This window comes from Sphaerimonospora sp. CA-214678 (assembly GCF_050942215.1).
Taxonomy (GTDB): Bacteria; Actinomycetota; Actinomycetes; order Streptosporangiales; family Streptosporangiaceae; genus Sphaerimonospora.
Genome location: NZ_CP192056.1, coordinates 2,521,634 through 2,542,476, shown reverse-complemented (window position 1 = coordinate 2,542,476; position 20,843 = coordinate 2,521,634). Strand labels below are relative to the sequence as shown.

Genomic DNA, 20,843 nt, shown 5'->3' with positions numbered 1-20,843 from the left:
ACCAGCCGGCGCAGGCCGAGCCAGGCCGGGGGCGGTGTGGGACAGGGGGTGAAGCCCCAGCCGACAGGCACCCTTCACCCCCCTTCGGAAGGAGCACGACCCATGGCCAACTACACCCCCACGGTCTACGGCACCGGGACCAAGGCCACCATCCAACGCATCGGCGGTCACCTCGCCGGGATGATCATGCCGAACATCGGCGCGTTCATCGCCTGGGGTTTGATCACCGCGCTGTTCATCCCCACCGGCTGGCTGCCCAACGAGTCACTCGCCGAACTCGTCGGTCCCATGATCACCGTCTTGCTGCCCGTCCTGATCGGCTACACGGGCGGCCGGATGGTCCACGGCCAGCGCGGCGCCGTGGTCGGCGCCGTCGCCACCATGGGCGTGGTCGTCGGCACCGACATCCCCATGTTCCTCGGCGCCATGATCATCGGACCGCTCGCCGCCCTGGTGATCAAACTCGTCGACGGATTCACCCAGCAACGGACCAGGGCCGGCTTCGAGATGCTGGTCGACAACTTCAGCGCGGGCATCGTCGGCGGCGCCATGGCCGTCCTCGGCGCCTGGGGCATCGGACCGATCGTCAGGGTCATCACCGAGGCCGCCGGAGACGCCGTCGCCTGGCTGATCGACCACAGCCTGCTCCCCGTGGCCTCACTGCTGATCGAACCCGCCAAGGTCCTGTTCCTCAACAACGCCATCAACCACGGCGTCCTCGGTCCCCTGGCCGTCGCAGAGGCGACCGCGCAGGGCAAGTCGATCCTGTTCATGCTGGAGTCCAACCCCGGGCCCGGTCTCGGCCTCCTGCTCGCCTTCCTGTTCTTCGGCCCCCGCTCGCTGCGGCCCTCGACCCCCGCCGCCATGGTCATTCACTTCCTCGGCGGCATCCACGAGATCTACTTCCCCTACGTCCTGATGAAGCCGCGGCTCATCCTCGCGGTGATCGCCGGCGGCGCCGCCGGCATCGCCACGTTCATGGCCACCGGCGCCGGACTGATCGCCACCCCCTCCCCCGGCAGCATCTTCGCCTACTTCGCCGTCACCCCCAAGGGCGGCTGGTTCGGCATGCTCGCCGGTGTCCTGGTCGCCACCGCCGCCTCCTTCGCCGTAGCCTCCGTACTCCTGGGCTTCGGCCGCGCCGCAGGCGAGGACGTACCCGCCACCGAACCGGAATCCACCGCCCAGCCCGCCACCGAGGAGGCCTGACCGACATGCCCGGCATCGACAGCAAGGACATCCGAAAGATCATCGTCGCCTGCGACGCGGGGATGGGCAGCAGCGTGATGCTCGCCGGCCAGCTGCGCAGGCAGCTCAAGGGCCAGGGGATCGAGGTCGCCCACACCCCGGTCAACTCGATCCCCTCCGACGCCGACGTGGTGGTCTGCCACGCCGGGCTCGCCGACCGGGCCAGGAAGACCGCCCCCGGCACCGTGATCGTCCCCTTCCAGATCTTCATCGGCGACCCGGCGGTCACCGCGCTCGTCACCACCATCAAGAACGGCGGGACCGTGAATGCCTGAGACGGCACCGCTCCCGCTCGACCCCCGCGCCGTCCGGCTCACCGCCTCGGCGGTGAGCCGCGACGACGCGATCCGCCAGTGCGGCCGGGCCCTCGTCGACGTCGGCGCGGTCGCCGAGCCGTACGTCGACACGATGATCGAGCGGGAGCGCTCGATCTCCACCTACGTCGGCGAGGGCGTCGCGATCCCGCACGGCACCCTGGACGGCAAGGACTCCGTCCATCACGACGCCATCTGCGTCCTGCGCTTCCCCGGCGGCGTCGACTGGGACGGGCAGGCGGTCACCGTGTGCGTCGGCATCGCCGCACGCGGCGACGGCCATGTGCGGCTGCTCGCCGAGCTGGCCCAGATCCTGCTCGACCCGGACCGCGCCCGCGCGCTGCGTGAGGCGACCCGGGTGGAGGACGTCGTCCGCCTGCTGCACCCGACAGGAGAGGAGACCGCGGCGTGAAGGTCGCCCGGTTCCATGCCCCAGAAGACATCCGCATCGAGGACGCGCCCGAGCCCGTCGCCGGTCCCGGCGAGGTGAAGATCCGCGTACGGAACTGCTCGACGTGCGGCACGGACGCGAAGATCCTCAAGTACGGGCACCACCACATCAGGCCGCCCCGGGTGATGGGCCACGAGATCGCCGGGGAGATCGTCGAGACCGACGCGCCCGGCTGGTCACCCGGCGACCGGGTGCAGGTCATCGCGGCCATCCCGTGCGGGACCTGCGGGGAATGCCGCCGCGGCCGGATGACGGTCTGTCCCGGCCAGGAGTCGATGGGCTACCACTACGACGGCGGCTTCGCCGAATACATGGTCGTCCCGGCCAAGGTCCTGGCCGTCGGCGGGCTCAACCGCATCCCTGACGGGGTCGGCTTCGCCGAGGCGTCACTGGCCGAACCGCTCGCCTGCGTGCTCAACGGGCAGGAGCTGGCCCGGGTGGGCGCCGGAGACGACGTCCTGGTCATCGGCTCGGGCCCGATCGGCTGCCTGCACGTACGGCTGGCCCGCGCACGCGGAGCGGCCCGGGTCTTCCTGGCCGACATCAACGCCGAACGGCTCGCCCTGGCCGCCGACCGGGTGCGGCCGGACGCCGCCGTGCACGGCGGCGACATCGTCGAGCAGATCCACAAGCTGACCGAGGGCCGGGGCGCCGACGTCGTGATCACCGCGGCCGCCTCCGGCGCCGCCCAGGAGCAGGCCCTGCGGATCGCGGCCCGCCAGGGACGGATCAGCTTCTTCGGCGGCCTGCCCAAGAACGACCCGATCATCCGCTGCGACTCCAACCTCGTGCACTACCGGGAGCTGACCATCGTCGGCGCGAACGGATCGAGCCCGGCGCACAACGCCCGAGCGCTCGAACTGATCGCCGGCAGGTCAGTGCCGGTCGACGACCTGATCACGCACCGGCTCCCGCTCGCCGAGGTCCTCGACGGCATCGACATCGTCGGCCGCGGCGCCGCCATCAAGGTCACCATCGAACCCTGACCGACCACCCCGACGGAATCTCCCAGCCCCCGCAGAGAAAGGTCACGACGATGCCGGAAAGGACAGTGGTCATCGCCTCCCGCACGGGCCTGCACGCCCGGCCCGCGAAGATCTTCACGGAGGCCGCGGCCCGCCAGACCACACCCGTACGCATCCGGGTCGGCGACGGGAAACCGGTCCCGGCCAACAGCATCCTGGCCGTGCTGGCCCTCGGGGTCGCACACGGCACGCAGGTCACCCTCGACGCGGAGGGCCCCGGTGCCGACGCCGCGCTCGACGCCCTGGCCGAACTCCTCTCCCGCGACCTCGACGCCGGCTGAGGCTCCGATGCACGAGACCACCGTGACCGGCGAGAACACCTCCCCGCGCGAGAGCCGTACGCTGCGCGGGCTCGGCGTCAGCCCCGGCGCCGCCGCCGGGCCGGTATGCCGGATGGCCGGCCCGGCCAAGCTCCCCGCCCCCGCAGCCGTCCCACCGGACGACCGGGCCGCCGAGCTCCGGACGGCCGAGCGCGCCCTGCGGGAGACCTCCGCGACGCTCGGCGCGCTCGCCGCCAAGGCGGCGGAACCCGCCGCCAGGCAGATCCTGGAGGCGCAGTCGCTCATCGCCGCCGACCCCGGCCTGTGCGACATGGTCGGGGAGAAGGTCGGCACGGGGATGACCGCGGCGCACGCCATCGCCGCCGCCTGCGCACACCACCGTGAGGCGCTGCTCGCCGTCGGCGGCTACATCGCGGAACGCGCCGCCGACCTCGACGACATCGGCAACCGCGCGATCGCCGCCGCGCTCGGCCTGCCCATGCCGGGCGTGCCCGACCCGGGACACCCGTTCGTGCTGGTGGCCGAGGACCTCTCCCCCGCCGACACCGCCACGCTCGACCCGGCGACGGTGCTCGCGCTGGTCACGGAGAAGGGCGGGCCCACCAGCCACACCGCCATCCTCGCCCGGGCCCGTGGGCTGCCCGCCGTGGTCGCCTGCTCCGGCGCCGCCGCGCTCGAAGACGGCGAGAGGGTCGCCGTCGACGGCGTGCTCGGCGAGGTACGCACCGCCGTCGGCGAGGACGAGGCCGCGGCGATCCGGCAGCGCGCGGCCGGCGAGCGCGAACGCCTGCGGGCGAGCGGCGGCCCGGGCCGTACGGCCGACGGCCACACGGTGAAGCTGCTGCTGAACATCGGTTCCGCGGCCGATCTGGAGTCCGGTGTCTTTGCCGAGGGCGTCGGGCTGTTCCGCACCGAGATCCTCTTCCTCGACCGGCGCGAGGCACCCGGCCTGGACGAGCAGGTCGCCGCCTACGAGGCGGTCTTCCGCGCGCTTCCCGGCGACCGGGTGATCGTGCGCACCCTGGACGCGGGCACCGACAAACCGCTGCCGTTCCTCATGCTGCCCGATGAGATCAACCCCGCGCTCGGCGTACGCGGGCTGCGGGTGGACCGGGTGCGCCCCGGTGTGCTCGGCACCCAGCTCGACGCGATCGCGGCGGCCGCGCGGTCCGGCGGCGTACGGCCGTGGGTGATGGCGCCCATGGTGACCACGGTGGCGGAGGCGACCGCCTTCGCCCGCATGGCCAGGGCCAGGGGGATCACCGACGTCGGCGCGATGGTGGAGGTGCCGGCGGCCGCGCTCCGGGCGGACCGGCTGCTGGCCGAGCTCGACTTCCTCAGCATCGGCACCAACGACCTCAGCCAGTACACCTGCGCCGCCGACCGGCAGCACGGCGAACTCGCCGACCTGCTCGACCCGTGGCAGCCCGCGCTGCTGCGGCTGATCGCCGAGTGCGCCGCCGCCGGCGAGCGGGCGGGCAAACCGGTCGGCGTGTGCGGGGAGGCCGCCGCCGACCCGCTCCTGGCCACCGTGCTGGTCGGACTCGGCGTGACGAGCCTGTCCATGTCGGCGCCGAGCATCCCCGCCGTACGGGAATCCCTGGCCGGGCGCACACTCGAGGAATGCCGGGAGGCGGCGAGGGCGGCGCTGGAGGCCGACGACCCGGCCGAGGCGAGACGTCTGCTCCGGGGCGATCGCTGAGTCACGACGCCGCCCGTGGGTCCGGCCACGCGGGCCGGGCCGACCCGTCGAACGCGATCTTCCGATGACAGGTGCGCCGCCTTCCGATGACAGGCGCGCCGCCCCACGCGGGAGACCGACGCCCTCACGTCACGCGGGCGGGCGGACGGCCAGCAGCGCGACGTCGTCTTCGAAGGCGCCGCCGGGATGGGCCAGTATGGCGTCGCACAGCCGCGCCAGCGGAGCGGCGGCGTAAGCCGTGGCGACGGCGGCGATCTGGCTCATCCCCTGGCCGATGGACTGTTCGCGGCTCTCCACCAGGCCGTCGGCGTGCAACAGTACGACGGCGCCGCCGGGCAGTTCGATCTCGTTGTCGGTCCGCGGCAGGTCCGGGTCGACCCCCAGCGGAACGCCGACATCGGCGTACAGATAGCGTGCCCGCTCCCCCGGGACGGCCAGCAGGGGCGGCAGATGACCGGCGCTGGTCCAGCGCAGCCGCAGTCTCGACCCTCCGACCGGCTCCAGGCGGGCGACGACGACGGTGGCCATCGGCCCGCCGTGCAACCAGTGCAGCACCCGGTCCAGGTGACACATGACACGGCTGGGCGACTCCTGCTCGTCCAGGGCGATGACGCGGAGCATGTTGCTGATCTGGCTCATCACGATGGCCGCCCGCACATCGTGGCCCATCACGTCCCCGATCACCAGGCAGGACACCCCGTCGGACAGGCGGATCAGGTCGTACCAGTCGCCTCCGATGCACGGCGCCCGGCTGGAGGGCTGAAAGCGGGCCTGCAGTTCCCAGCCCTCCAGGTGCGGCATCTCCGGCAGCAGCCGGCGCTGAAAGTCCTCCGTGGCCCGGCATATCCGCCGGTAGAGACGCGCGTTCTCGATCGCCATGCCGGCCGCCCCGGCCAGCGCCATCACCACCTCCTGGTCCTTAACCGTGAACGGGCCGTCCTTCTTGTCGGCCAGATAGAGGTTGCCGTAGATCGCCTGGCGGACCCGGATCGGCACCCCCAGCAGCGTCGTCATCACGGGATGCTCCCGGGGGAAGCCGGCCGCGCGGGGATGGACGGCCAGGTCGTCCACGCGCAGCGGCCGCGGGTCGCGCACCAGATCACCGAGCAGCCCGGTGCCGTGGGGCAGTTGTTCGCCGCGTGCGGCCGAATGGTCCCGGCAGAACCCCGAGCTGATCATCTCGATGAACTGTCCCGCCTCGTTCAGTACGCCCAGGGCGCCGTAGCGGGCCTGCACCAGAGTCCGCGCGGCGTCCACGATCCGGTGCAGGACCGGCTCCAGTTCGAGCTCGGCACCGATCGCCAGCACCGCGTCCAGCAGCCCGCGCAGCATGCCGTAGTGGTCCGCGAGCTGCCGCAGGCCGTCCTGGATGCGCCCCAGCTCCTCATCGGGCCGGTCGAACAGGCGCCCGCCCTCCGGTGTCATGCCTTCCCTCCCCTCCCGCCGGCCGGGCCGAGGACGGCGCCGCCTCCGTCGTCCGCGTGGTCCGGTGGGGGGTGAGGGGTCCGGTGCCGGCCCCGATGACGCTCAGCGTGAACATGGAGATCACCCCCGCCGTCCGTCTTCCGGGCAGAAGGTTTCGCCCGGCGCTCTGTCGGGAATCCTGTCCCGTCTGGTTCCGCCGAAACTCCCCGCGGGACCGCTGAGCGGGGGCCGGCGTGACGTGACGGGAATCGGTGTGTCAGGGGAGGGACGATGCGGATCGGTAACGTCTACCGTCCGGCGGTCTACGGGTGCCAGGCCGATGAGCGGCTGCCCCAGGTCGCCCGGCAGATGATGGAGAAGAACGTCGGCGCACTCGCCGTGCTGGAGGGCGAACGGGTGACCGGCGTGATCACCGAGCGCGATCTGACGGACGCGCTCGCCACCTGCCAGGACCCCGCAGCCGTCAGCGCCGCCTCCTACGCCACGACCCGGCTGCGCACGGCACGGCTCGACGAGGACTCCCGCGACGTGGCCCGCCGCATGCTGGACGCGGGCGTACGGCACATGCCGGTGGAGGAGAACGGACGCCTGGTCGGCATGGTGTCGATGCGCGACCTGCTCGCGGTGGAGACCTGGGCGTCGTAGGTGTACTGAGCTCAGCCGCTCACAACGGGATCGCGCCCCTCGGCCGGCCGTTTCGTCCAGAGCCCGGCGTAGCCACCGGATGACAGAATCTTCGTATGAGCATCGACCTGGGTCGCGCGAGAGCGTTCATGGCATCGCACGCACGAGTTCTCGATCGGCTGCGCTTCGAGGCCGTCACCACCGGCGGCGACGCGGCCCGTACGGCCGTCATCCACGCGCTCGACGCCTACCGGAACCCCGACGGCGGCTATGGATGGGGACTCGAACCGGACCTTCGCGCACCGGAGAGCCAGCCGGGAGGCGCCCAGCACGCGCTCACCGCACTCGCCGACGCCGGCCCCGCGACCTCGCCGCACGCCCCGGCCCTCCTCGACTGGCTGGAGTCCGTGACACTGCCCGATGGCGGGCTGCCGTTCGCGCTCCCGGTCAGCGACCCCGTGGCGTGCGCCCCGTTCTGGGTGCAGGCGGATCCCTCGGAGTCATCGCTGCAGATCACGGCCGCTGTCGCGACGCAGGCGTACCGCGCCGCACGCTGGGACGCAGCCGTACGAGACCATCCATGGCTTGCGACGGCGACGCGGTACTGCTTCGACGCGATCCGCCGGATCGACGAGGCGCCCTTCGCGTACGTGCTCTCCTTCGCGCTCCAGTTCCTCGACATCGCGGCCGGCACCCACCCGGAGGCACATGATCTGCTCGACCGCCTCGGACGGTTCGTCCCGAAGAACGGGGCACTCCCGGTCGTCGGCGGAGCCGAGGGCGAGACGCTGCGTCTTCTCGACTACGCGCCCGAGCCCGGGCGGCCGATCCGCGGCCTGCTCGACCCCCAGGCCGTGTCGGACGATCTCGACCGCCTGGAACTCGGGCAGCGGCAGGACGGCGGGTGGACGGTCGACTTCACCAGTTATTCGGCCGCCGCATCACTCGAATGGCGTGGCCATGTGACGGTCGAGGCCGTCATCGTGCTGCGCATGAACGGACGCTGATCCGATCCGCGGCCGAGGAGGTGATGGCTCAGCCGGCGCCCGGAACGCCACCGCATGAACGACGCCAGGCGGCACGTCTCTCGGGCCGGTGCGAACGGGCAGACCGGCGGCCCCGTCCGAGACGGCGGAGCCGGACGCGGCTCCCGGGAGTGGGCGGGGCCGGACGCCGCCCGCCGGATCGCAGGCCGCGTACGGCCCGCGATCCGGCGGCGTTCAGGAGCTTCGAATCACTTCATGTTGGCCACGACGAACGGGGCGTGACCGTGCAGGTAGTTGTCCCAGCCACCGGTCACCGGCGCGCCGGGCGCGAGGATGTTGGTGGAGTCGGTGCCGACATCGAGCTTCCAGGCGGTCCAGGAGATGTTGTTCGCCTTCATCCAGTCGATCCAGGTCTGCGCCTCGTCGAGGCAGACCCTGCCGTCGAGACCGCCGTCGGCGTTGCTCGCGCCCCACTCGGTGACGAACAGCGGCAGGCCCGCCCTGATCGCCGTGTCGCCCTTGGCGCGCAGGTAGGCGCCGTGCGTACACGAGTAGAAGTGCAGCGTGTACATCAGGTTGGTGCCGGAGACGGGGCTGGTCGCCGCGGTGTCCACGTCCTGCGACCAGGTCGGGGTGCCCAGCACGATGATGTTGTCCGGGTCGACGGCGCGGATCGCGGACACGACCGCCTCGTGGTACGGCTTCAGCACGCCGGTCCAGCTGAGCTGCAGCGGCTCGTTCCAGTCCTCCCAGATGACGTTGGGCAGGTGACCGTAGCGCCTGGCCAGGTCGGAGAAGAACGCCACCGCCTGCGACTGCTCCTTGTGCGCCTCATGCGCATGGAAGTCCACGATCACATAGACCCCGGCGGCGACGGCGTTGTTGATGATCGTCTCCACCTGCGCACGGGCCTTGTTCGGATCGCTCAGATAGGCTCCGGCCGGCTCCACGCCCATCGCGGCCCGGATCACCTGCAGGTTCCAGTTGTCCCGCATCCACTTCAGCGCGGACAGGTTCTCCGCGTAGGGGGCGGTCTCCCAGTTGAGCCACATGCTGCTCACCCCGCGCAGCTGGACCCTCGCGTTGTTCTTGTCGCACATCGTGGTGCCGCAGACATGCAGCTGGCCGTGCCGTTCGACCGGGGTGCCGCCCGGCGCGCTCGGCGAAGGCGAAGGCGAGGGAGTGGGCGTGGGCGTGGGCGTAGGGGTGGGTGTCGGAGTCGGGGTGGGGGTGGGACTGGGGGACGTGACCCCGCCGGTGCAGGTCACGCCGTTCAGGGCGAAGCTCGCGGGCACCGGGTTGGAGCCGTTCCAGCTTCCGTTGAACCCGAAGCTCGTGCTGCCTCCGCTGGGGATGCCGGCGTTGTAGGAGGCGTCGGTCACCGTGACCTGGGAGCCGGACTGGGTGTGGGTGCCGTTCCACAGCTGGGTGATGGTCTGCCCGGAGGAGAACGACCAGGTCAGCTTCCAGCCGCTGATCGGGTCCCCGAGGTTCTTGACGATCACGTTCGCGCCGAAGCCGCCCGGCCACTGGTTGGTGACCGTGTAGTCGACCTGGCAACCGGCCGTGGCAGCCGACGCGACGGACGTACCGGCCACACCGGCACCGGCCGTCAACACCGCTGCGAGGGCGGCGGCCGACAGCCTCAACCGCCGGTGGAAAGAGCTGACTTGTCGCACGGATGTTTTCCCATTCTGCGAGAGTGCCGTTCTCGAGGACGGCGAGAATACGTCCTCGTGGACCACCGGTTGAGGACTCGGCGTCGGCGCGACGTGACGTGCCAGCGCTGCCGATTTCAGGACACCGACGTCCGCTGGTGGTGATCTGCTACTGCCGCGAGCCAATCCCGGCGAGGACGGATGCGTCAACGAGATGCGGTCCCCGCCGTTCTCACCTCGCGACGCGGAAACCCCGTCGAGCAGGCACTTCGGAAAACGTGTGCACGGCCGACCGGCGAAACGGCGGTGAACGTTTCACTTCTCCTGCTCGCCGACCGGCCAGGCGATGACGTAGGGCGGGCCGATCCGCCGGCCTCGGGCCGTAGTGCCTCCTAGGGACCCGACGGCGCCGGTCCCTCAGAGGCGCTCCTCACGGCGGCGGCAGACGACGGGTCGGCTCACACGAGTGCGACAATCAGCGCCTGACCTTCTCCGGCCCGCCGTCGTGATCCGACGGCATACGACGAGGAAGATTTTCCCATCCTGAATTCCCGATGGCCACACTACTATCGGTAACCGGCTCGATCGTTACCGATGTCGCAGAAATCCGCGCTACCATCCCACTCGCACCCCAAGCCTTTTAAGCGTTCACGTGCGTAAAAGTTGACTCGCCCCATAGAGCCGGAAGGCTCACCGGCGGGGGCCGCGGCGACCGCGGCGTCGTGGTCGTGCATGAGTCACTCCAAGTTCGAGATGACCGCTGAGTACATGTGCACGGGATCCGTCGACAGGTCCCGGTCGACCCAGCCCTGGAGCGGGGGCAGCCGGTGGATCCACGGCAGCAGGCGACGGTAGACCGACTCTGCGCTTTCCGGCCGTCGTTCCGGACGCTTGGCGAGCAATCCGCGTGTCAGTGCTTCCAATTCGGCGGGAACTCCGTGCATCGGAGGGGGATCCTCCTTCTGACTGCGGGCGATCTCAGTGAGCAGGTCCCTGGATTCGAACGGCCGCGCGCCGGTGAGCAGCTCGTACATGACGCACCCGATGGTGTAAAGGTCACTGGCACGGCTGGCCTGCGCTCCTTGGATGAGCTCGGGTGCCATGTACCGGGCGGAACCCGGGATCTGCCCCGACTGAGTGATCTTCGAGAACTCACCCGCGCCGAGCGAGGTGGCGACGCCGAAGTCGATCACCTTGACGGTGCCGTCGCGGCACAGCACCAGGTTCTCCGGCTTGACGTCCCGATGAATCAGATCGGCCCGGTGTGCCGCGGCGAGCACGGCACAGACCTGCGCCGCGATGAAGGCCGCCCACGGAACGGGCAGGCTGCCTTCCTCGTCCTTCAGCTTGCCGACCGAGTCGCCGCGCAGCGCCTCCATGACCATGAACAGGTCACCGTCGTCACCGAAGTCATAGACGACCGGAACCCCCGGATGGCGAAGCCGGGCGGTGATCCGTACCTCACGGTGGAAGCGCCTTCGTGCATCCTTCTCCGAGGTCAAGTCATCGGAGTTGATCAGCTTGATCGCGACTGGCCGGTTGAGCCGCAGGTCGGTGCCCTCCCATACCTCACCCATACCGCCCCGCCCGATGGGTGAGGTGATCCGGTAGCGGTCGGCGACGGTCCTCATGGCAGGAACCTGCTCTTGGTGCCGTGCCAGCTCATGACGACGCTGTCTCGCGCCCGGGTGGCGGCCACGAAGAGCAGCGACCGGGCGCGCCGCAGCTCCCGGCGGAAGCGCAGCGGGTCGTCCTGCTCGAAGGCGAGCACCCGTTGAGCGGGCACCACACCCTCCGCGACACCGGCGAGGACCATGCGTTGGTATTCCAGGCCCTTGAAACGATGCATCGTCGCCACATGCACGGGCGCTTCGAAGAGCCTCGGCCCGTCGGGGCCGATCGACGCCGCGACGATGCCTGCTCTGCCCAGCCGGTTCTCGACCTCCGCCACCATCCACCGTTCGGGCACGCAGATCGCGATCGAGCCCCCGTCCCACTCCTTGACCCGCTCGACGATCCCGTCGAGCTCGGCGTCCCAGGTGGGGTACGGCGTGAGCACCGGCGCCGGCCCGCGCAGCACCGAACGGTAACCGGTCAGGTCGTCGCTGCCGTCGTCGAGGTCGTCCCACTCCTCATCACCCAGCAGGCGGCAGGCCGCACGGAGGATCTCTTGGGTGGTGCGGTAGCTGAGGGTGAGCTTCGACGACCTGCCCCGGATGTTGATGCCCAGGCTGCCCAGGGAGACGTGATCGGTGTAGATCCGCTGGTGGGTGTCGCCGGCGATGAACAGATCGTCGGGGCCTTCGGGGACCATCGCGCGCAGCATCCGCCAGTGCGCCGCGCTGAGGTCCTGCGCCTCATCGACGACGATGTGGCGGTAGGGATTCCGATACCAGATGCCGGAATCGTGCTGCAGCTTCACCGAGCTGAGCTGGTCGGCCTGGTAGGAGGCGACCGCCCGGGCCCGTTCGATCGCCAGGTTCGCCGCCCGCTCCGCGACCTGCCGGATGGTCCATAGCTTCTTTTCGTCCAGGCGCATCACGTAGCGTTCGACGAGCCGCCAGATCTCCGCCCGGTCCTGTCGGTTGATCGCACGGCCACGCCCGGCCCGGCGGGCGCGGAAATATTCGGCCCGGGTCGCGACCCCCTGACCGAGGATCACCTGCGACCATTCCGCGTGCAGGAACTCGGGGTCCCACCGGTGCTCCCCCAGCTCGTCGAGGAGCTCCTGCCACTCGATGACGGCCTTGGTGTCGTCGATCCACCGCCGTCCGGTGCCGGCCTGCGTGGCCGAGACGGTATCGCCGGCCAGCTTGTCGATGTTGACGATGTCGACGCGCTTGACGACCTCCTGCCCCGCCAGGTCGAACAGCCGCCGCCGCAGGTCGGCGGCGAGGTTCTTGTTGAACGTGGTCAGCAGCACATCCTTGCCCTCGCCCGGGCCGAGCCGCTCGACCAGGTGCTTGACGCGGTGCAGCGCCACGATCGTCTTGCCGGTGCCGGGGCCGCCGGTAACCCGGGCCGGGCCGCTGTAAGCGCGCTCCACGATCTTCTGCTGGGTGGGGTGCAGGAACACCTTCCAGCGCCCGAAGTCGCCCTCCTCCAGCACCTCCTGCAGGGCCGTGTCCTCCGTGGTCACGACTGTGGCGGGCCGGGCGAGCGCCGCCTGGTAGTCGTCGCCGTCGATCGCCTCCTCGACCGCGACCGGCGCGGTGATCTGGTCCATGACCTCGTCGACCGTCTTGCCGTCGTACAACGCGAGCAGCACCTCGCCGGTGAGCTGCGGCGCGTACGCGATCAGGCCGAGCAGTTCGTCCTCCGTGGTGATCTTCGCGATCAGGCCGAGCAGCGGCTCCGCCACACCCAGGTCCAGCAGGGCTTCGGCGGAGAACTTCGCAAACAGCGGTTCCGGCTGCGCCGGAACCTCCTTACTCGACGTGGGGGGCACCGGGGTGACCGTCTCCCCGATGGTCAACAGGTCGAGGAACTCGATGCCGCCCGTCACCGGGTTGATCTGATAAGCGAACTTGTCCAGATTGTCGTAGACCTCCTGACGCGGTTTAACCGCGACCAGGATGTAGTCACCACCACCGGCGTGCAGCAGCAGCGCCCGGTAGTCAAGGTTCACCCGGGCCGAGTACAGCCGCGGGTGCCCCTTGAGCTGCTTGAGTCGCAGACCGGGACTCTCCGGATCCTGCCGGAATTTGTGCTGGAAGTCGTAAATGGCGCCCTTGACCGCCCGCGGGAGCTTGAGGATCTCCTTATCGGCCCTGTCGAGAAGCCGCAGCGTCACCCTACTCACGCATCCTCCTTGGTCGGCGCGTTCGCGATACCGCTCTCCCGGTCGCTCCGCTCACTCACCGAGCCCCTCCCCTTTCATCGGCACCGATCCGCCCGGCCAGTTCCTCAGCCGTCCAGCGCCCTGCGATCCGTACATCCCAGCCGGCCTGGGCATAGGCGACGTCGCGCTTGTGCGCCTCGTCGTCGTCCCCCGCGAGCACGACCGCCACCTTCGCCCGCGGCCAGGCCATCTCGGCCTGCCAGGCCTGCTCACCGAGCTCGTAGCCCGCCTCGGGGGCGGACACGCCCAGCTCCGTGAGAGCGTGCGCGAGCAGCGCCAGCACCGGGTCCTCCGGGTCGAGGAGGTCGAGCACCTGCTCCCATGCCTGCGGCACGGTCGTCTCCGCCCCCTCGGTGAGCGCCTCGGTTTCGGTCGCGGGCCGTACGGCTTCGGCGTCCGCAGCGGGCGGGCGCGGTACGAACACCGCGCCGTCCGGGAGGTCCTCGTCGAGCGGGAGCCCACTGAGCATGGTCAGGTGACCGTCGCCGCCGGCCGCGGCGAGCAGGTTCGGATCGAACAGGTCCAGGCCGGTGAGGGCGAGCTGCCCTCCGTCGCCTCCTCCGGCGTCGAGGAACTGCAGCAGGTTGCCCCAGTACAACCAGGCGGCCCAGCGGCGCCGGTGCGTCTCCTCGTCGCCAGTGATCGTCCCGGCCCGGTCGTCGACCACGGTGAACGCGCTCCACGCCGGTTCTGCGCGTCGGTCCAGGACCACCGTGAGGGGGGCACCGTCCAGGTCGACGGTGGAGCACACCGTGATCGGCCCTCCGGGGCCGGGCGGAAGGTCCTCACCGCGTAGGGATGCGGCCACACGTTCCGCGACAGCACCCGCGTCGCATGTGCTCATGGCGCGCCGCGCCGGGATCGTGCCGGCGACGACCGCCTCGGCCCGGTGCAGCCAGAGCCGCCGGTCGGGCTCGCGGAGGAAGGCGAGCAGCGTCTCCACCGGGTTGGTCCACACCGTGCGCACCAGCTCGACCGGGTCGCGTTCCGGCTCCGTGCGCCGGTAGAACCCCCGCGCCTGTTCCTGGGCATTGCCCATGTACGGCTTGCGCAGCGGCTCGACGGACAGGTCGGGAGCGAAAGAGCGCTGCTCCCATTCGTCAAGGTTCTCCCAGGTCAGCTGGAAGACGAACCGGCCGTGCGCGCGCAGCCGGGTCCGCTTGTCCGCGTCGTCGGCCAGCCGGTTGATCTCCGCGGTGGCGTGGTAGGCGTAGCCGTCGAGGTAGACGGCGACCTCCTGCGGTTCGTCGTCCACCAGTCGGAACAGCACGTCGGGCCGGGTTCCCCGGATGGTGTTCTGCAGTGTCATCCGCCAGTGCCGGATCACCCCGTCCGGTCCCTCGATCCCCGGTGCTTCGATACGCAGGTCGGCGGTCTTCCTGCCGTCGACGACCTCGCCGCGGGCGAGCGCGGCGCGCGTGTCGGGCCGGCGGGCCCACGCCTCCAGGCCGTCCAGGAAGCGCGCCTCCAGCTCGCTCTCGACCTGGTCCCACAGTGAGATTTCGGCCGTTGTCGCGACCGGCGCGACCTCCCACTTCTCGAGCAGCTCGCCGAGCATCTCCAGCGCGTCGGCCCGGCTGACCTTGTCGTACAAGTTGCCGGGAACGTGGGAGAGCAGGCAACGGTGGCAGGCCCGCTTGTCGCGCTCCTCCTTGCAGCGGCACTCCGCCACGATCCGATACGCCGCGGTGAGCACCTCGCGGAAGCCCTCGGGCGAGGAGAGCCGGTGCAGGTAGCCGGTGCCACCGGGCAGCGCGTCGTGCAGCACGAGGAAGCGCCGCTGCCGCCCGGTGCCCGGGTCGGGCATGGTGGCGGTGACGATGTCGAGGTGGTCGGGATCGCCGCCGTACCTGGCCGCCACCCCGGCCATCAGCGCCGCCTGGAACGAGGCGGTGCGCTGCTCGACCATCAGCGTGGCGATGGGGAGCAGGATGCGCAGCGCCTCGGTGTGCAGCTCGTGCGCGAGGATCAGCTTGACGTGCTCGGTGTCGTGGGCGGCGCGCCGGAAGGGGCACCACGGCCGGTGGTGGCTGCGCGACCGGTCGAACGACGAGGTGGCGACGAGCCCGTCGGACTCGCCGGAGGCTGGTGGGCCGTCCAGGGTCGTACCACCGCAGGATGGGCAGGCGTGGAAGGGGTTGAGCCGGACGAGCTCGCCCGCGAACCGGTCTCCCGCCGGCCGGTCGTAGCGGGCGGTGCCCAGGTTGAACCGGCGGATGACGGCCCGGCGGGTGAAGTCGACGCCGAAGACGGCCGTGCCGTGCCGCCACGAGCCCGGCGCGATGTCGGCGGGGTCGACGTCGACCGCGACGGCGGTCTCGTAGTAGCGCCGCTGCCGGTCGTCGCTGTCGTCGCGGATCCGCACGTCGTCCCGGCGGTCGTGCGCGGTAACGCGGGCAGGCCGCAGCGTCCTGTGCAGCGAGGCCAACTCGCCGATTTCCCGGCTGCCGCAGCGCGGGCACGGGGAGGTGTCCTCGGCCGCCCGGAAGGTCCGCACATGGCCGCAGCCGGGACAGACCCGCCAGTCCTCCCAGGCCGGGCGGGACGGCGTGCCGATGTCCAGGCCGCTGATCCGGTGCTGATAGCCGCGCATGTAGAAGGAGTTGCCGGGCGCCAGCTCGGTGAGGGCCAGTCCGGCATGACGCTTGTATTCCCGGACCTCGCTGTGGTAGCGCCTGCCACCCGGGACCTCCTCGTCCCAGGTGATCGTCGCCTCCAGGGTGGTGGTGGCGTCGATGAGGGAGTAGTTCGGCAACAGGCCGAGCTCGACCAGCGCGCCCTGCGCGTTCTCTCTGCCGATCTCGCCGATCAGCCGGGCCACGGCCCGCCGCTCGGCCGCCAGCGACCGCTTGATCGCGTGCTGGCTCGGGTCGGACTCCACAAGCGTCTCGGAGGTGGCGTCGATCACGCCCAGCCGCTCGCGCAGGTCGTCCAGGCGCCGGTTCCACACCCGCTCGGCTTCCGCCACGGTCTCCTCCAGCCCGCCCATGGCGAAGGCCCGCAGGCGGGCGGCGGCCGCCTCGCTCACCGCGTCGCCGAACAGGTCGAGGAACCCTCCGACGAGTGCAGCGCCGGACGCCTGCGCGGCGGCGGTGAACCCGGCGAGCCAGCCGGTCTCGCCGAACAGCGCCGATGCCCGCCGGGGTAGCGCGGGAACGCCGGGCACCCGGTCGCGAGCGCACAGGTCGACCAGGTGGGCGACGTACTGCCGGCGCAGGATCTCCACGGCCGACAGGTAGCTGCCGGGCGGGACGATCTCACCGGCGATCATGTCGCGCGGCTCCTCCAGGAAGTAAAGGTCACGGGGGGACCTGCCGACCATGGTGACCAGGAACGCGTTCCCGGTACGACGGCCCGCCCGGCCGACCCGCTGCACATAGTTCGCCGGTCCCGGCGGCAGCGAGGCGAGAATGACCGCGGACAGATCACCGATGTCGATGCCCAGCTCCAGTGTGGGCGTGCAGGACAGCGCATTGGGGTCGCTGTAGCGGGTGCCCTCGCGGAAGCGCTCCTCGGTCTGCTCACGCTGGCGGCGGGTGAGCGCCCCGGTGTGCTCGGCGGTGACGACCCGGATCACCCCCTCACCCAGGTAGAGCCGGCGGTAGTAGTCGGTCCGGTGATCGCGGGTGCCGTGCTCGGTCAGGGTGCCGCCGCAACGGTAGCGGGGGCACGGCTGGCCGTACCAGTCGCCGACGAGATGGGGCGGAACGGTCTGTTGCCAGGCGCACCGGTCGCAGCCGATCCCGGCGTCGTCGACATGTTCGTCTCCGAGCAGGTGCACCTGGATGTGGCCGGGCTGCAGGCCGTACACGCCGGTGGAGCCGTCGTCCGCGGTGCGTTTGGCGACCACGCCCTCCACGGCCAGCAGGGGAAGCAGCCGGGACAGGTAATCGCCGGCCTGGCCCCTGGTCAGGCCTAGGCAGCGGGCGGCCCAGTCCTGCGGCCAGCCCTGGTCGGCGTCGATCCGGTCGAACTCCGATTTCCGCTTGAGCCGGTCGAGCAGGAACGTCGGGGCGCCGACCCCGCGGGGGAACGCGGGCATGCCGTCCGGGCGGCGGCCCCAGATGGCGTTGTAGCGGCTGGTCCCGGCGTTGCCGATCCACCTGTCGAGCCACGCGTGCTTGATCGCTCCCCGGTACCGGAGCCGTTCCACCAGGCCGCGGACGAAGACGAGATAACGCTCGTCGGTCTGCGTTTCGACCAGGCCGGAGGTCGCCGTGTGCACGTCTCTGGCCAGCTCGGCGATCCTCATCGGGTAGGCGAGCACGACCTCGGCGGCGGCCGTCCGGGTGAGCTCCAGCGTACGGCCCTGCCGCGAGCGCAGGCCGAGCTCCATGACGGTGGCGAACGCCAGCCGCTCCCCGATGAGGTTCCACGTGTCGGGGCCGCCCTCGCTCTCCTCGGCCAGGATCGCGTCGATCTCCGGGCGATCGTGCAGGTCGGGCGGGACGACCGCGGGCAGCACCCCGGCCTCGCTGGCCGCCGCCGCCAGATCGCCGATGAGATCGTTGAGCAGGATCGGCGCCTCTCCGTCCAGCCGGGAGGTGAGCAGCCGGCGCAGGGAGAAGGCGTAGGAGCGGTTGGCGACGAACCCGGCGCGGTGGGCGGCATCCTGCACGGAGTCGTTGAAGAGCAGGGTCTTGCGCTGCTCCGGCTCCAGTTGGCCGCCGGCGAACAGCTGCGTGACGACCACCGAGGCCAGCGAGGCCAGGCCGGAACCGAGGAAGCGGATGCCCTCATCCATCTCGCACGCCGGGCAGCGGTCCTGCTCGGCGGCGTTGAGCGCCTCCGGAGTGGTGCGCAGGTCGGTCAGCACGAAGACGATGTCGCCCTCGCCGTAGGCGTCGCTCGCCGGGTCGTAGGGCCGGACCCGCTGTCCGTCGAGGACGGCGAGGTTCCGTACCGCCGCCGCCACCTCGCGCTCGGTCGCCTGGATCAGCGGCCTGACCCGCTTCTTCTCCGCGCCGACGTTCGCCCGGTAGATCCTCTCCGGCGTGGTGACCAACTGCTCCGGGTCACGCTCCGGCGAGAACGCGGCCCAGCCGGAGCGGCCGCAGTGGCGGCAGTAGACGGCCGGGAGCCGGGTCTTGTCGAGCGGGTTGAACGTCGAGTCGGCGTCCATCACGAGCGGCTCGCCGATCCACGCGAAGGCCGGGGTGTGATGCACCAGGCGGAGCAGCCGCGAGACCGCACGCACCCACATGTGCGTTTCGACCAGCAGGAATGGTCGTCTCGGCCGCCTGCCGACGTCGTCGGTGTCCTCGGGGTCGCGGGCGCACGAGAGCAGCGCGACGAACCGGGCCAGCGCGGTGGCCGCCCGGGCCGGGTTGTCGCGGATGGCGGCGCCCCAGTTGTAGGCGCCGCGCCGGGGCAGCAGGTCCAGCATCTCGTCGAAGGTGCGCGGCTCGCCACCGAGCACGTCGAGCACGGCCTGGGTGAGGATGTGCCGGCGGAGCACCTCCCCCAGATCCTGCGGGCCGAGCCCGGCCCTGCCGGTGACGGCCGTGGCCAGCTCGTCCATCGCCGTGGAGTCGCGCAGCGGGTCGCCACAGGCGATGAGGTCGTCGGGGCCGGGCAGTGGGAGCGTGACGTCGATGTCGCCGATGAACTCCTCGGCGGTGAGCCGATCCTCGCCGATCACGGAATCCACGGGGAACGCCACACCGAAAACCTGCTGGGCGACCTCGCGGATGACGCTCCCACCCCGCCCCACCGGGTCTCCGTGCCCGGGGCCGTTCTCGCCCAGGGTGGCGGAGGTGGCGACCGGGCAGATGTCGCCGAGCGGCCGGCCCGGCCGGGCGTGGCCGGTCGCGGCGGCCAGCCGGCGCAGCAGCATGGCCACGTCGGTGCCCTGCGCGCCGTCGTAGGTGTGGAACTCGTCGACCACCACGTAGGCGATCTCGGCGTCCCGCCAGAGCGGCAGGTCGTCGGACCGCTGGAGCAGCAGGTCGAGCATCTTGTAGTTGGTGATGAGCACATCCGGCGGGTTGCGGCGGATCTCCGAGCGCTGCGTCATCACCTTCGGGTAGCCGACCTCCGGGGTGTCGCCGATGTAGAGGGCGGCGGTCACGTCGCGCAGCTCCGGCCGCTGAAGGTAGCCGCTGATGCGGTGGGCCTGGTCCGCGGCCAGGGCGTTCATCGGATACAGCAGGACGGCCTTGACGCCGCCGCGCCCGTCGGCCCGCTCCCGGCGGCAGTGGTCCAGCACCGGGATGAGGAACGACTCGGTCTTGCCCGAGCCGGTGCCGGTCGTGATCAGCGTCGGTTCTGCCCTCTTGCCGACCGTGCTGAGCCGTTCGAACGCCTTCGCCTGGTGCCGGTACGGCGAGAAGCCCGCCGGCGCCCACTCCAGGGTCTTGCGCCAGCCGTCGTCCGCCGTCCGGAACGGGGTGCGGATGCGCAGGTAAGGACCGCGGAAGATGCCCTGCTCAGGATGGTTGAGGAACCGTTTCAGGGCATCCCGAACGGGCCGGTCGGCCAGCGCGAACGTGGTGGTGAGGTACTGCGTCAGACTCTGCCGCAACTCCTCGGCGGCCAGCGTCGGCCTCACCGGTCCTCCCCGTGAACTACGGCATGAACTCGTACGGCCCGCCCACGCCTGAACCTGCTCCGCACCCGCACTCCCGTTCGAGCAACGCTGAACGATCTGACCCTTAGTGACGATATCTTTACGCAGTGCTTACCGCTTATATTGACGAGAGCCTTCGCCGCCGCCCCCATGACGACAGCGTCTACGCGATGGCGGCGGTGATCGTGGATCTCGCCGACCGCGACGACATCCGTCTGACTCTCGAGACCCTCCGCCTCGGCAAACAACGCCGTCTGCACTGGCGCGACGAATCTCCGGCCCATCGGCTCGACATCAGCCGAACGCTGACAGAGCTCCCTCTGGACAGCATCGTCACCGTATGCATTCACGACAGGACCATCCGGCATGAGCGAGCGAGACGCCTCTGCCTGGAACGCTTGTTCTATGAGCTCGACTCGAGGAACGTGGAGAGGGTGACTCTGGAGAGCCGCTACACCGAAGACCGGCTCGACAGGAGCCTCCTGACCAGCATGCGCCGGTCGCTTCGCATCTCGCTGACCATGGAGGTGTGCTGGACATCGCCCTATGACGAGCCGTTGCTGTGGGCGGCTGATGCCGTCGTCGGCGCCACGACGTGGTGGCTCGATGGACAACCACAGTGCTTCGAGGTGCTCGCCGACCGCATCCGTGTGATCTGCCTGGAGTGAGATGACAGCGCGAAGGCCGGGCACCCGATATCCCTCGGTAGTCCCGGCCTCA

At 70.7% G+C, this 20,843-nt stretch carries 14 protein-coding genes; 9 read left to right on the top strand and 5 right to left on the bottom strand.

Features of this window, described 5'->3' with window-relative positions; genetic code table 11:
• Window positions 1-102: 102 nt before the first annotated feature.
• Genes mtlA through ptsP form a run of 6 tightly spaced genes read left to right on the top strand, consistent with a single transcriptional unit; the run spans window position 103 to window position 5,021 of the window.
• Window positions 103-1,209, top strand: a complete 1,107-nt coding sequence (gene mtlA / locus ACQP1K_RS11465) for a mannitol-specific PTS transporter subunit IIC (protein WP_433500858.1) — start codon at window positions 103-105, stop codon at window positions 1,207-1,209.
• 5 nt (window positions 1,210-1,214) lie between these two features.
• Window positions 1,215-1,523, top strand: a complete 309-nt coding sequence (locus ACQP1K_RS11460; RefSeq protein ID WP_433500857.1) for a PTS lactose transporter subunit IIB — start codon at window positions 1,215-1,217, stop codon at window positions 1,521-1,523.
• Window positions 1,516-1,974, top strand: coding sequence for a PTS sugar transporter subunit IIA (locus tag ACQP1K_RS11455; RefSeq protein ID WP_433500856.1), 459 nt, complete (start codon window positions 1,516-1,518; stop codon window positions 1,972-1,974). Before ACQP1K_RS11460 ends, ACQP1K_RS11455 begins: the two co-directional genes overlap by 8 nt.
• Window positions 1,971-2,999, top strand: a complete 1,029-nt coding sequence (locus ACQP1K_RS11450) for a zinc-dependent dehydrogenase (RefSeq protein ID WP_433500855.1) — start codon at window positions 1,971-1,973, stop codon at window positions 2,997-2,999. The genes ACQP1K_RS11455 and ACQP1K_RS11450 overlap by 4 nt, the downstream gene beginning before the upstream one ends.
• Window positions 3,000-3,049: 50 nt before the next feature.
• On the top strand, window positions 3,050-3,319 hold the full coding sequence (locus tag ACQP1K_RS11445) for an HPr family phosphocarrier protein (RefSeq protein ID WP_433500854.1): 270 nt from the start codon (window positions 3,050-3,052) through the stop codon (window positions 3,317-3,319).
• A 7-nt stretch (window positions 3,320-3,326) separates the two neighbouring features.
• The gene (ptsP, locus tag ACQP1K_RS11440) at window positions 3,327-5,021 is read left to right on the top strand and encodes a phosphoenolpyruvate--protein phosphotransferase (RefSeq protein WP_433500853.1); all 1,695 of its coding nucleotides are present in this window, start codon (window positions 3,327-3,329) and stop codon (window positions 5,019-5,021) included.
• A gap of 129 nt (window positions 5,022-5,150) precedes the next feature.
• Here ptsP and ACQP1K_RS11435 read toward each other — a convergent pair whose 3' ends face one another.
• Window positions 5,151-6,446 carry a PP2C family protein-serine/threonine phosphatase gene (locus ACQP1K_RS11435; RefSeq protein ID WP_433500852.1) on the bottom strand — a complete coding sequence of 432 codons (1,296 nt, stop codon included), beginning with the start codon at window positions 6,444-6,446 and terminating at the stop codon, window positions 5,151-5,153.
• 270 nt (window positions 6,447-6,716) lie between these two features.
• Between ACQP1K_RS11435 and ACQP1K_RS11430 the strand changes: the two genes are divergently transcribed.
• The gene (locus ACQP1K_RS11430; RefSeq protein ID WP_433500851.1) at window positions 6,717-7,091 is read left to right on the top strand and encodes a CBS domain-containing protein; all 375 of its coding nucleotides are present in this window, start codon (window positions 6,717-6,719) and stop codon (window positions 7,089-7,091) included.
• 95 nt (window positions 7,092-7,186) lie between these two features.
• Window positions 7,187-8,077, top strand: a complete 891-nt coding sequence (locus ACQP1K_RS11425; RefSeq protein ID WP_433500850.1) for a hypothetical protein — start codon at window positions 7,187-7,189, stop codon at window positions 8,075-8,077.
• Window positions 8,078-8,304: 227 nt separating this feature from the next.
• On the opposite strand, the gene ACQP1K_RS11420 is transcribed toward ACQP1K_RS11425, so the two are convergent.
• From ACQP1K_RS11420 to ACQP1K_RS11405, 4 genes are all read right to left on the bottom strand, one after another.
• Complete coding sequence (locus ACQP1K_RS11420) at window positions 8,305-9,735, bottom strand: cellulase family glycosylhydrolase (RefSeq protein WP_433500849.1); 1,431 nt, start codon at window positions 9,733-9,735, stop codon at window positions 8,305-8,307.
• 716 nt (window positions 9,736-10,451) lie between these two features.
• A complete protein-coding gene (locus ACQP1K_RS11415) occupies window positions 10,452-11,345 on the bottom strand; it encodes a serine/threonine-protein kinase (protein WP_433500848.1) in 894 nt (297 codons plus the stop codon).
• A complete protein-coding gene (locus ACQP1K_RS11410; RefSeq protein WP_433500847.1) occupies window positions 11,342-13,516 on the bottom strand; it encodes a UvrD-helicase domain-containing protein in 2,175 nt (724 codons plus the stop codon). Before ACQP1K_RS11410 ends, ACQP1K_RS11415 begins: the two co-directional genes overlap by 4 nt.
• A gap of 55 nt (window positions 13,517-13,571) precedes the next feature.
• Window positions 13,572-20,105 carry a DEAD/DEAH box helicase gene (locus ACQP1K_RS11405; RefSeq protein ID WP_433500846.1) on the bottom strand — a complete coding sequence of 2,178 codons (6,534 nt, stop codon included), beginning with the start codon at window positions 20,103-20,105 and terminating at the stop codon, window positions 13,572-13,574.
• Window positions 20,106-20,230: 125 nt separating this feature from the next.
• On the opposite strand from ACQP1K_RS11405, the gene ACQP1K_RS11400 reads away from it, so the two are divergent.
• Window positions 20,231-20,791 carry a DUF3800 domain-containing protein gene (locus ACQP1K_RS11400; protein WP_433500845.1) on the top strand — a complete coding sequence of 187 codons (561 nt, stop codon included), beginning with the start codon at window positions 20,231-20,233 and terminating at the stop codon, window positions 20,789-20,791.
• Window positions 20,792-20,843 lie beyond the last annotated feature (52 nt).